Source organism: Pantoea nemavictus (assembly GCF_037479095.1).
Taxonomy (GTDB): domain Bacteria; phylum Pseudomonadota; class Gammaproteobacteria; order Enterobacterales; family Enterobacteriaceae; genus Pantoea; species Pantoea nemavictus.
In genome coordinates this window covers 1,150,303-1,162,079 of the sequence record NZ_JBBGZW010000001.1, presented here as the reverse complement: position 1 = coordinate 1,162,079, position 11,777 = coordinate 1,150,303, and the positions used below count along the sequence as shown (strand labels likewise).

The following is an 11,777-nucleotide window of genomic DNA, read 5'->3' as shown; positions in this document are numbered from 1 at the left end:
ATAACGTGTCAAGCGGCGCGGAAGGAAGGGGGGAAAGTTCGGGAAATCGCCTGCACAAGGGGAAAACGCGTGCAGGCTTGGCGATTTGGCACTTAACGCTCAATGATGGTCGAGACCTCGTCACCATTGATCTGCATCTGATGGCCTTTCTCATCGGTGTACTGTACCAATCCTGTCTCTTTATCGATGGCCGGTTTGCCATCCGTCATGATCATACGGCCATCTTTGGTCGCCATGACGTAATCACTGCTGCAACCGCTCAACAATACCGCCACCAACGCCAAACCCACTGCACTCACCAACCCTTTCATTCTTATCTCCTTCTCGCGACTTCAACTGCAAAAGTGTAGTAATAAATGCTTTCATCGCCAGGAGTAATCGCATCATTCCTAAAGTTATCGGCAGCAATATGCGTTTACAGTAAAAAATGTCGCGCTAAAAGTGGACCGGTGAAGCTTTTCTTCAAATAAAAGCCGCGTGGCAGCGTCATGATTGGCTCGCCATGTTCGCCAATCGCTTCGGTCAGGGCTTTGCTGTTGGCGGCTTTGGGCCGGATTTGCAGCCAGGCGCCGTGCCGGGCGGTGATGCGCTCAACCTGGCCGAGCACAATCATATCCATTAACTCTTCCCAGTCTTCCCGCAGCTGCTGCTCCTCTTCCTCGTTGGGATGCCACAACAGCGGTGAACCTACACGCCGCTCGGCCAGCGGTAGCGCACGATCGCCTTCAATCGGGATCCACAGCACACGCGCCAGCTTGTGACGCACATGGCTGGTTTCCCAGGTGACGCCGCTATTGCCGGTTAATGGCGCGACGCAGACAAAGGTGGTCTCCAGCGGTTTGCCTTGTGCATCCACCGGGATGGTTTTCAGTTCAATGCCGAGATGGGCGAAATCCTGCTCGGCTTTGCTGCCGGCGCTGGCGCCTAAATGTAGCTCCAGCAGCATGCCAACCCAGCCTTTATCGCGCTTCAAATCCGCCGGAATGGGCAAGTTGATCTGCGCCGCCAGCGCGGCAAATGTCTGACCTGCCAGCTGCTGGGCACGTTGCAGTAATTCCGCTTCGTTTTCAGGCGGCGATGACAATAAGGGCGAGGAGTGCATGCTAAAACTCACATTGGTTGAAGAGTGAACAGTAAACGCGGCCTGGATTTGTCCACATGGCAGTTAAGTGAATAACGTAGATAATAGCATGATTCAGCATGCTTTTTTAATTGTATAGCCACCAGGCGTCTGCGGTTATCGCAAGGTTATCCCAGCTTGTTATCGACAATGAACAGGTGTTGAACCAAGTTATCCACAGAAAAATGGGGTAACCCCCTGTTACGGCTACCCCTGTTTCCATTTACAGCCTTGACTTTCGCATTTTGAACGCTTTTTTTCCTTTCTTTGACCAGGTTTAGGGCGTTCTCTGTGGATAAAAACGTCGCTGATGGATCTTTAACCGATCGAAAAAATAGACGCGAGCATAACCTAGGATCTTCATGGGCATTTAATAGTGATATGAGTTTATCACAATGAAAAATATCAATTTTAATGTTATTCCAAGGTTGGCTGATGAGAGTTTTCCGAAGCGGTTATTCACGTCATTCCCGTGTTCTGCACAAAGCTATCCACAGAAAAGGTGAATAAGATCGCTGATAAATCCCCCTTGCTGTTTATAACTTGGCTCATCTCTGTGAGTTATCCTGTTTTTATTCTGCTTGCAGCCCGGTATCCAGTGGTTTACCGCCTGTAAGGAGTGTGAAACAATCAGGCTATTCAAATTTAGCTTTGAGGTAGTCCAGTGATCGATGATGATGGCTACCGCCCGAATGTTGGTATCGTAATCTGTAACAGGCAAGGACAAGTGTTATGGGCCAGGCGCTTTGGACAGCACTCCTGGCAATTTCCTCAGGGAGGCATCAATCCGGGTGAAACCGCTGAACAGGCGATGTATCGCGAACTGTTCGAAGAAGTGGGTTTACACCGCAAAGATGTTCGAATACTTGCTTCAACCCGAAACTGGTTACGCTACAAGTTGCCAAAACGTTTGGTGCGTTGGGACACAAAGCCGGTGTGTATCGGCCAGAAACAAAAGTGGTTTCTTCTGCAGTTGATGTGTAGTGACGCGGAAATCAATGTGCAGCACAGCAGCACGCCTGAATTTGACGGTTGGCGCTGGGTTAGCTTCTGGTATCCGGTGCGTCAGGTGGTCTCTTTCAAGCGCGATGTGTATCGCCGCGTCATGAAAGAGTTCGCTGGCGTGGTGATGTCTATGCAGGAGAGTGCCGGGCAGCGCAATAACGCCGCCCAACGACGTAAAAGAGGATAGGCCACGCCCTTTATGCTCACTCAGTTACGCGAAATAGTAGAGAAAGTGGCGAGTGCTCCACGTCTGAATGAAGCACTCGACATTCTGGTAAACGAAATTTGCCTTGCGATGGAAACCGAGGTTTGCTCGGTTTATCTCGCCGATCACGATCGTCGTTGCTACTACCTGATGGCGACACGCGGGCTAAAAAAGCCGCGTGGTCGTACGGTCACGCTGGCGTTTGACGAAGGCATTGTTGGCCTCGTCGGACGGTTAGCCGAGCCGATCAACCTCGCCGACGCGCAGAGCCATCCCAGCTTTAAATACATTCCTTCTGTTAAAGAGGAGCGTTACCGCTCCTTCCTCGGCGTACCCATTATCAGCCGCCGCCAGCTGCTTGGCGTGTTGGTTATCCAGCAGCGCGAACACCGTCAGTTTGATGAGAGCGAAGAGTCCTTCCTCGTCACGCTCGCCACGCAAATGGCGGGCTTGCTGTCGCAGTCGCAGCTCGGCCAACTTTTTGGACAATTCCGTCAGACGCGCGTCAAAGCCATTGCCGCGTCACCCGGCGTGGCGGTTGCGCCAGGCTGGGTAGATGAAACCCAGCCGCTGCTCGATCAGGTCTCCGCCGCTTCCACCCTTGATGTACAGCGTGAACGTGAGCGTCTGGTGATGGCGATGGGCGAGGCGGGTAACGAGTTCCGCCGCTTCAGTAAACGTTTTGCCGCCAGCGTGCAGAAAGAGAGCGCCGCGATCTTCGATCTCTACTCGCACTTGCTCACCGATGCGCGGCTGAAAAAAGATCTGTTTGATGAGATCGAACGCGGATCCGTGGCGGAGTGGGCGGTTAAGCAGGTGATCGAGAAGTTCGCCGAGCAGTTTGCCAATCTGCAGGATCAATATCTGCGTGAGCGCGCCGGCGATTTGCGTGTGCTTGGTCAACGTCTGCTGTTCCACCTCGATGATTCGCTGGTCGGCACCAATGCCTGGCCGGAACGCTTCGTATTAGTCGCCGATGAACTCACCGCCACCACGCTGGCTGAACTGCCGCAGGAGCGTTTAGCCGGTGTGGTGGTGCGCGATGGCGCAGCCAACTCGCATGCGGCGATTTTGACGCGCGCGATGGGCATTCCAACCGTGATGGGCGCGGATATTTTACCGGCGCAGCTCAACAAACGATTGCTGATTGTTGATGGCTATCGTGGCGAAGTGCTGATCGATCCTGAACCGGTGCTGGTGCAGGAGTATCAGCGTTTGATCAGCGAAGAGAACGCGCTGAGCAAAGTGGCCGAAGGTGTCGTTGAGCAGCCCGGCGAGCTGAAAAGCGGTGAACGGGTTCAGGTGATGCTGAATGCCGGACTTAGCCCGGAACACGAGCGGGCGCTCGACAGCTGGGTTGACGGTATTGGTCTGTATCGCACCGAAATTCCTTTCATGCTGCATAACGGCTTCCCGTCCGAAGAGGAGCAGGTAGCGCAGTATCAGGGCATGTTGCAGCTGTTCTACGACAAGCCGGTCACGCTGCGTACCCTCGATGTCGGCGCCGATAAACAGCTGCCGTACATGCCGATTAGCGAAGAGAATCCCTGTCTCGGCTGGCGGGGCATCCGCCTGACGCTCGACCAACCGGAGATCTTCCTGGTGCAGGTGCGTGCCATGCTGCGTGCCAACGTGGCGTCCGGCAACCTGAGTATTTTGCTGCCGATGATCAGCCATATCGACGAGATTGATGAAGCGCGTCGTCTGATCGATCGCGCCGGTCGTGAAGTGGAAGAGATGCTGGGCTATGTGATTCCCAAGCCGCGCATTGGCATCATGATTGAAGTGCCGTCGATGCTGTTTATGATCCCGCATCTGGCGGATCGTATCGATTTCATCTCAGTGGGGACCAACGATCTCACGCAATATCTGCTGGCGGTTGATCGCAACAATACGCGCGTGGCGAATCTGTATGATTCACTGCATCCGGCGATGCTGCGGGCGCTGCACACCATTGCCAGTGAAGCCCGCCAGGCCAAACTGGAGCTGTGCTTGTGTGGTGAAATGGCCGGCGATCCGATGTGCGTCGCGCTGCTGGTGGGGATGGGTTATCACCATCTCAGCATGAACGGTAAAAACGTACCGCGCGTGAAATATCTGCTGCGCCATCTCGATTTTGAGGAAGCGCAGAAGCTCAGCGAGCAGGGACAGGCGGCGCATACGGCATCGGAAGTGCGCCATTTAGTCTCTACCTTTATGGAGCGTCGCGGTTTAGGCGGCCTGATTCGCGGCGGGCGTTAACGGTTACAACTTGCCGGACTCTGTATACCCGGGCTGTGCTATTATGCGCGGCCTTTTATTATATCAACCCTTAGCCAGACCCGTTTCAGGGCAGAAAAAACGATGGTGAAAGATGACTGACGGCTACATTTCGTTTCCCCAATTCGATCCGGTAATTTTCTCTATCGGACCGGTTTCGCTTCACTGGTACGGCTTGATGTACCTGGTGGGCTTTATCTTTGCCATGTGGCTGGCGACGCGTCGTGCCAACAAACCGGGCAGCGGCTGGAAAAAAGAAGAAGTGGAGAACCTGCTGTACGCGGGCTTCCTCGGCGTCTTCCTCGGCGGCCGCATCGGCTATGTGCTTTTCTATAACTTGCCGCTATTCCTTGAGAATCCGCTGTATCTGTTTAAGGTTTGGGATGGCGGTATGTCGTTCCATGGCGGCTTGATTGGCGTCATCGTGGTGATGTTGATCTTCGCACGCCGTACCAAACGTACCTTCTTCCAGGTGGCTGATTTTATTGCGCCGCTAATCCCGTTTGGTTTGGGTGCTGGTCGTCTTGGCAACTTTATCAACGGTGAACTGTGGGGCCGCGTGGCACCAGACTTCAAATACGCCATGCTGTTCCCGGGCTCACGCAGCGAAGATATCGCGCTGGCGGCGAATAATCCGCAGTACCAGGATTTGCTGAATACCTACGGCGTGCTGCCGCGTCATGCGTCACAGCTGTATGAGCTATGCCTTGAAGGCATCGTGCTGTTCATCATCCTGAACCTGTTTATTCGCAAGCCGCGTCCGATGGGCAGCGTCTCTGGCTTGTTCCTGATTGGCTACGGCGCATTCCGCATCATCGTTGAATTCTTCCGCCAGCCGGATGCGCAGCTTGGCCTGTTCGAAGGCGGCGTCAGCATGGGACAAATTCTGTCGATCCCGATGATTCTGGCCGGGGTGATAATGATGATTTGGGCGTATCGTCGTCGTCCGCAGCAACAAACTCGTGAGGTAAAATGAAACAGTATCTGGACCTAATGCAACATGTGCTGAATGAAGGCGCAGAAAAGGCCGACCGCACCGGAACCGGCACGCTCTCCATCTTTGGCCACCAGATGCGTTTCAATTTGCAGGACGGTTTTCCGCTGGTTACCACCAAGAAAGTGCATCTGCGCTCGATCATTCATGAGCTGCTATGGTTCCTCAAAGGCGACACCAACATCGGTTATCTGAAAGACAACAAGGTGACGATTTGGGACGAGTGGGCGGATGAGAACGGCGATCTTGGCCCGGTGTACGGTAAGCAGTGGCGCAGCTGGGGCAGCGCTTCGGGCGAAGAGATTGATCAGATTAGCAAAGTGATTGAGCAGCTGAAGCGCGACCCGGATTCCCGCCGTATCATCGTTTCGGCGTGGAACGTCGGCGAACTGGATCAGATGGCGCTGGCGCCTTGCCATGCCTTCTTCCAGTTCTACGTTGCCAACGGCAAGCTCTCTTGCCAGCTGTATCAGCGCTCGTGCGACATCTTCCTCGGTCTGCCTTTCAATATCGCCAGCTATGCGCTGCTGGTGCATATGGTGGCGCAGCAGTGCGATCTCGAAGTGGGTGATTTCGTCTGGACTGGCGGCGACACGCATCTGTATAGCAACCACCTTGAGCAGGCGCGTCTGCAATTGACGCGTGAACCGCGTCCGCTGCCGAAGCTGGTGATCAAGCGTAAACCGGCCTCAATCTTCGACTATCAGTTCGACGATTTCGAGATTGAAGGCTACGATCCGCATCCAGCGATTAAAGCGCCCGTAGCGATTTAACTATTTTTACCCGTCGTGGTTGCCCTTCATGGCGACCACGACTCAACCGCAGCTCAATCCCCAACCGCACCTCAATTCTGAATCCGCCTCGCAAAAATCTGTATCTCTCTGCACATCCCAGCGATTCCCTGCGCAGCGTTCCCCAACGCGTCACTCTGCCGCTTGTTGGGCATCCTCTCGGCGGGCAAATTAGCCGCCATGAACAGAAACGATAACCACGGCTTCACCTTGCCTGAACTGTTATTAGTGATGGTGATCGCTGGCATCCTCAGCGTGGGTGCCTTACAAGGCTGGCAGCGCTGGCAGCAGTACCAACAGCTGCGCGACAGCGTGCTGCAATTGCAGGGATTCCTGCTGCGGCTGCGTGCCCATGCCAACTGGCATAATCGCGATCTTACGCTGTGGTTGCAGCCAGGCGAGAACGGTTGTCTTGGCGCAGGAGCAAAGCCCGCGGAGGGCTGCGCGCTGCCATCACGCTGGCTGTATAAGCCGCCGCATGACAGCGTGCGTATCGTCGCCATCACCGGTGACGTCGGTTTCTACGGTCGGCGCGATGTCGCGCGCCCTGGCAGCATCGATCTCGCCAGCGATGCCGGGCGCTGGCGTTTAATCATCTCTGCCAGAGCACGCATCCGCGCCTGCCAGCCGGGAGAGAAAGGATGCGAATAACGCAGAGCGGTTTCAGTCTGCTGGAGATGCTGATTGCCATGGCGATTGGCGCGGTATTGATGATTAGCGTCGGGCGTTTTTTGCCGCTGCTGCTCGAGCAGAATCTGCGCCTGCAACAGCGCGTGCAGTTACAACAGGAACTGCAGCAGATCGCCCATACGCTGCAAAAGGCATTGCGCCGTGCAGGTTATTGTCACGGTCAGTGCACTGGTTCGGCATTGACGCTGGTCGCTAACGGCAGCTGCGTATTGCTGCGCTGGGATGAAAACAGCAATGGTCGCTGGGAGGGCGTGGGCCACAGCGAAAGTGATTATTACGGCTATCGACTGCGCAGTGGGCAGCTTGAAATGCAGCGTGGCGTGGATGAGTGCAACAGCAGCGGCTGGGAGAAACTGTCCGATCCGGCCTTTCTCACGCTTGATGCCTTCAAAGTCGAACGCCAAGGCTCGCGCCTTATCCTGCAGCTGGCCGGACACGTCGGTAACCAAAGTGTGGCGCTGGAAAACTGGATTGAAGGAATCAATCTGTGAAGCAACGCGGCAATAGCACGCTGGGCATGGTGCTGATGATGTTACTGATGGGCGGATTGACGCTGCACGCGACGCGCAGCCAGCTGTCGCAAAGCATGGTGTTAGTGGCTGATGAGCAGCAGCACAGTAAGGATTTCTGGCAGGCGCAGGCTGCATTAGCATGGGGTAGCGTACAAAACTGGCCGCTGGCAACCGGCTGGCAATGCCAGCAGTGGGCGGCAGAACAGTGGCAAAGTTGCTTGTTAAGAATGGAGGATGACAATGCGTTGTTATCAGGACATGGAGAAGGGCAGGCGCTGTGGCTTTATCGTTGGGTATCGATGCGCAACACGCAGCCGCAGCCGCAAGAGCATGGCTGGATTGATTACTGTCCCCTGTCGCAGCCGGAGCTGTGTCAGCCAGCAGCAGGGCTTTAGTTTGGCAGAAACGCTGGTGGCGATGTTATTGCTGGCGATGACCATCAGCACGTTGCTGCAATACCATCGCGCGCTGGCGCTGGGCTTCAGCCTACAGTGGCAGCAGCGTCAAGCCTGGCATGTTGCCGGTCAGGCGCTGCTTGGCCATGAGGTTGAGGGCTGGCAAAGCCAGCGCCAGCAGCAGAGCCTGGGCAGTGGCTGTACGCTGGAGCGCGTCACGGTTACGGGACCACAACAGCGTTCGGCCTCTTTAGGGCAGCTCAATTGCCGCTGAGATGGCCTCAGCGGTAGGCATCAATGGCGATAAACGGTAGAGTGGCTCGGCTGCGTGCGTGCAGCCAACGCACCTGCGGCATGAAGTATGACGGGTATATCTTTGAAGGAGAATTATGTTCCGGGTCTATCATTCCAATCAGCTTGATCTGTTGAAAAATCTGGCAGGCATTCTGATTGAAAACCAACCGCTGGCCGATCCGCTTGCTGCTGAGCAGGTGCTAGTGCAAAGCCCGGGAATGGCACAGTGGCTGCAAATGGAGCTGGCCAACAGTTTCGGTATTGCCGCCAACATTGATTTCCCGCTGCCCGCCAGTTTTATCTGGAACATGTTCGTTAAGGTGCTGCCTGATATTCCTGAGGAGAGCGCCTTCACCAAAGCCAGCATGAGCTGGAAGCTAATGCATCGGCTGCCGACACTGCTGGAGCAAGAGGCTTTTCAGCCGCTGCGCCACTATCTCAATGACGACGATGACAAGCGCAAGCTGTATCAGCTCAGCGCCCGCGTGGCCGATCTCTTTGACCAATATCTGGTGTATCGCTCGGACTGGCTCAACAGCTGGGAGCGCGGCGAGCTGATTGATGGCTTAGGCGAATCACAACAGTGGCAGGCACCGCTCTGGTGCGATCTGGTCAACTTCACGGAGAGTCTGGGCCAGCCGATGTGGCATCGTGCCAATCTCTATGCTCGCTTTATCCATAAGCTTGAGCAGGCAGATACGCCACCGCCCGGTCTGCCACAACGCGTGTTCATTTGTGGTATCTCCGCGCTGCCGCCGGTCTACTTGCAGGCGCTGGAGGCGCTAGGTCGGCACATCGATATTCATCTGCTGTTCACCAATCCCTGCCGCCACTACTGGGGCGACATTCAGGATTACGCCTTCCTGGCGAAGCTGCAAAGCCGCCAGCGGCGCCGCATTCAATCGGATGAATTGCAGCCACTCTTCCGCGATCCGACCGGCGCCTCAGCACTGTTTAATGACCTCGGCGAGCAGCAGTTAACCAATCCACTGCTGGCATCCTGGGGCAAACTCGGGCGCGATAATCTGTTTTTACTGAGCCAGATGGAATCTGCTGCCAACGATATTGATGCCTTCGTGGAAATGTCGCAGGACAACCTGCTTCACAGCCTGCAAGCGGACCTGCTCAACCTGGATGATAAAGCGGTGATCGGGTTAAACGCCGGAGAGCTGGCCGACAGCCGCGAGAAGCGCCTGCTCGATCCGCAAGATCGTTCGATCACGCTGCAGGTCTGTCACAGCGCTCAGCGCGAGGTCGAAGTGCTGCAGGATCATCTGCTGACGCTAATGGAAGCCGATCCCGCGCTTAAGCCACGCGACATCATTGTGATGGTGGCCGACATCGACAGCTATGCACCTTTCATTCAGGCCGCTTTTGCCAGCGCGCCGAGTGAACGTTATTTACCTTTTGCCATCTCGGACCGGCGCGCCAGCCAGGCGCACCCGGCGATTCTGGCCCTGCTCAGTTTACTGGCGCTGCCGGAGAGCCGTTTTGCCTCGGAAGATGTGCTGGCGCTGCTGGAAGTTCCGGCGTTAGCGCAGCGTTTCTCAGTGGATGAAAGCGGCCTGCGTCTGCTGCGTCGCTGGGTGATGGAATCGGGTATTCGCTGGGGATTAGATGATGCCAGCGTTGAAGCACTGGCACTGCCGGTTACCGGGCAACATACCTGGCGCTTTGGTCTGCAGCGCATGCTGCTGGGCTATGCGCTAGAGAGCAGAAATGGCGACTGGCAAGGCATTCTGCCGTATGACGAATCCAGTGGATTGATCGCCGAGCTGGCGGGGCATCTGGCCGAATTACTGTCGCGACTTGAACAGTGGCGCGCCCGTCTGGCCGAAGAGCGCTCGTTAGCCGAGTGGATGCCGTTGTGTCGGGAACTGATTGAAAACTTCTTCAGCGGTGATGCTGAAAGTGAAGCCGCGCTGCTGCTGGTCGAAACACAGTGGCAGCAGATTATCGAACAAGGCATGCAGGCGGCCTATCAACAGCCCATTCCGGTTACGTTGTTGCGTGATGAACTGCGTTCGCGCCTCGATCAGCAGCGAATTAGCCAGCGTTTCCTCGCCGGTCCAATCAACTTCTGTACGCTGATGCCGATGCGCTCCATTCCTTTCAAGGTAGTGTGCTTGTTGGGAATGAACGACGGCGTTTACCCGCGTACCTTAGCGCCTCTGGGCTTTGATTTAATGCAGCAGCAGATGCGTAAAGGCGATCGTAGCCGCCGCGATGATGACCGCTATCTGTTCCTCGAAGCGCTGATTTCGGCGCAGCAGCAGCTGTACATCAGCTATATCGGCCGGGCAATTCAGGACAACACGGAGCGCTATCCGTCGGTATTGGTGAGTGAGCTGGTGGATTATCTTGGGCAGAGTTTCCGTTTGCCGGGCGATGAAGCCTGTGAACCTGATGTCAGCGAGCAGCGCGTACGCGAACACCTGCAGAAGCTGCATAGCCGTATGCCCTTTGCCGCTGAGAACTTCCAGCCGGGCGCACAAGGCCAAAGTTTTGCCGCCGAGTGGCTGCCAGCGGCCAGCGGCAGCGGTGTGGCGCAGCCGCATTTCGTACAGCCATTACCTGCCGTGCCGTTAGAGACCTTGTCGCTGGAACAACTGCTACGCTTCTGGCGACATCCGGTGCGCGCCTGGTTCCAGCAGCGCTTAGGGGTTGCCTTCTGGATGGAGGAGAGTGAACTGCCCGACAGCGAACCGTTCGCGCCGGACAGCCTGGAGCGCTACCAAATTAACGCCCAGCTGTTGAACACGCTGGTCAACGGTGACGATCCGGCGCAGCTGTATGCCCGCCATCGCGCCGCGGGCAATCTGCCTTATGGCCCATTCGGGGAACTTTTCTGGCAGAGCCAGACCGAAGAGATGCAGGAAGTGGCGGCTGAAGTGAGTGGTCAGCGCCAGCCGGCCGAGAGTTGGGAGATCAACCTGAAGTTGGCTGAGGTGCAATTGACCGGTTGGCTGACTCAGGTGCAAGCTGATGGGCTGCTACGCTGGCGTCCGGGCGTACTCAATATGAATGATGGCCTGCTGTTATGGCTGGAGCATCTGGTGTATTGCGCGCTAGGCGGTACGGGTGAAAGCCGCATGTACGGGCGCAAGCAAAGCCATTGGCGCTTCACTGCGCTGGCATCCGAACAGGCGTTAGCGCTGCTCAATGAGTACGTTGCAGGTTATCAGGCCGGGTTGGTTCAGCCGCTGATGCTGCTGAACAAGTCTGGCGGTGCCTGGCTGGAGGCGAGCTTTGATAGCAAGACTCACCAGCTGCTGGAAGACGAAGCAACGCAGAAAAAGGCACTTAACAAACTGCTGCAAGCCTGGCAGGGTGGTTTCCAGGTGGAAGGCGAGGGCAGCGATCCCTATCTGCAGCGCCTTAGCCGTACACTGGATGAAGCGACGGTAGAGGCAATGACTGCCGCCGCACGCCAATGGTATTTACCGGTGCGTCTCGCGCATCAACATGATGATTAGCAATCGGGCGCGGCTTGGTTCGAAGCTGTTCCCAAC

Annotated in this window: 11 protein-coding genes; 9 read left to right on the top strand and 2 right to left on the bottom strand. The window is 56.0% G+C overall.

Going from position 1 to position 11,777, the window contains the following annotated elements:
- Positions 1-92: 92 nt before the first annotated feature.
- Both WH298_RS05385 and mutH read right to left on the bottom strand, forming a co-directional pair.
- Entirely contained in the window at positions 93-311 is a 219-nt protein-coding gene (locus WH298_RS05385) for a YgdI/YgdR family lipoprotein (protein ID WP_007890930.1), read from the bottom strand.
- A 104-nt stretch (positions 312-415) separates the two neighbouring features.
- The gene (gene mutH, locus WH298_RS05380; protein WP_007890931.1) at positions 416-1,102 is read right to left on the bottom strand and encodes a DNA mismatch repair endonuclease MutH; all 687 of its coding nucleotides are present in this window, start codon (positions 1,100-1,102) and stop codon (positions 416-418) included.
- A 682-nt stretch (positions 1,103-1,784) separates the two neighbouring features.
- Between mutH and rppH the strand changes: the two genes are divergently transcribed.
- The 9 genes from rppH (at position 1,785) to recC (ending at position 11,741) form a co-directional block, all read left to right on the top strand.
- The gene (rppH, locus tag WH298_RS05375; RefSeq protein ID WP_007890933.1) at positions 1,785-2,312 is read left to right on the top strand and encodes an RNA pyrophosphohydrolase; all 528 of its coding nucleotides are present in this window, start codon (positions 1,785-1,787) and stop codon (positions 2,310-2,312) included.
- Positions 2,313-2,324: 12 nt separating this feature from the next.
- Positions 2,325-4,571, top strand: a complete 2,247-nt coding sequence (gene ptsP, locus WH298_RS05370; RefSeq protein WP_180822384.1) for a phosphoenolpyruvate--protein phosphotransferase — start codon at positions 2,325-2,327, stop codon at positions 4,569-4,571.
- Positions 4,572-4,683: 112 nt separating this feature from the next.
- The gene (gene lgt / locus WH298_RS05365; protein ID WP_007890935.1) at positions 4,684-5,565 is read left to right on the top strand and encodes a prolipoprotein diacylglyceryl transferase; all 882 of its coding nucleotides are present in this window, start codon (positions 4,684-4,686) and stop codon (positions 5,563-5,565) included.
- The gene (gene thyA, locus WH298_RS05360) at positions 5,562-6,356 is read left to right on the top strand and encodes a thymidylate synthase (protein WP_180822383.1); all 795 of its coding nucleotides are present in this window, start codon (positions 5,562-5,564) and stop codon (positions 6,354-6,356) included. The genes lgt and thyA overlap by 4 nt, the downstream gene beginning before the upstream one ends.
- A 198-nt stretch (positions 6,357-6,554) precedes the next feature.
- Positions 6,555-7,025: a prepilin-type N-terminal cleavage/methylation domain-containing protein gene (locus tag WH298_RS05355; RefSeq protein ID WP_049852629.1), complete on the top strand. Its 471-nt coding sequence runs from the start codon at positions 6,555-6,557 to the stop codon at positions 7,023-7,025.
- Positions 7,016-7,555, top strand: a complete 540-nt coding sequence (locus WH298_RS05350; protein ID WP_180822382.1) for a prepilin peptidase-dependent protein — start codon at positions 7,016-7,018, stop codon at positions 7,553-7,555. Before WH298_RS05355 ends, WH298_RS05350 begins: the two co-directional genes overlap by 10 nt.
- Positions 7,552-7,971, top strand: coding sequence for a DUF2509 family protein (locus WH298_RS05345; protein ID WP_049852631.1), 420 nt, complete (start codon positions 7,552-7,554; stop codon positions 7,969-7,971). Before WH298_RS05350 ends, WH298_RS05345 begins: the two co-directional genes overlap by 4 nt.
- A gap of 1 nt (position 7,972) precedes the next feature.
- On the top strand, positions 7,973-8,245 hold the full coding sequence (locus tag WH298_RS05340; RefSeq protein WP_238344411.1) for a prepilin-type N-terminal cleavage/methylation domain-containing protein: 273 nt from the start codon (positions 7,973-7,975) through the stop codon (positions 8,243-8,245).
- A 115-nt stretch (positions 8,246-8,360) separates the two neighbouring features.
- Positions 8,361-11,741, top strand: a complete 3,381-nt coding sequence (gene recC, locus WH298_RS05335; protein WP_180822381.1) for an exodeoxyribonuclease V subunit gamma — start codon at positions 8,361-8,363, stop codon at positions 11,739-11,741.
- Positions 11,742-11,777 lie beyond the last annotated feature (36 nt).

Bases quoted from the DNA above. Each gene is read 5' to 3' on its own strand.
- WH298_RS05385 (WP_007890930.1), bottom strand. From the start codon at position 311: ATGAAAGGGTTGGTGAGTGCAGTGGGTTTGGCGTTGGTGGCGGTATTG.
- mutH (WP_007890931.1), bottom strand. From the start codon at position 1,102: ATGCACTCCTCGCCCTTATTGTCATCGCCGCCTGAAAACGAAGCGGAA.
- ptsP (WP_180822384.1), top strand. From the start codon at position 2,325: ATGCTCACTCAGTTACGCGAAATAGTAGAGAAAGTGGCGAGTGCTCCA.
- lgt (WP_007890935.1), top strand. From the start codon at position 4,684: ATGACTGACGGCTACATTTCGTTTCCCCAATTCGATCCGGTAATTTTC.
- thyA (WP_180822383.1), top strand. From the start codon at position 5,562: ATGAAACAGTATCTGGACCTAATGCAACATGTGCTGAATGAAGGCGCA.
- WH298_RS05355 (WP_049852629.1), top strand. From the start codon at position 6,555: ATGAACAGAAACGATAACCACGGCTTCACCTTGCCTGAACTGTTATTA.
- WH298_RS05350 (WP_180822382.1), top strand. From the start codon at position 7,016: ATGCGAATAACGCAGAGCGGTTTCAGTCTGCTGGAGATGCTGATTGCC.
- recC (WP_180822381.1), top strand. From the start codon at position 8,361: ATGTTCCGGGTCTATCATTCCAATCAGCTTGATCTGTTGAAAAATCTG.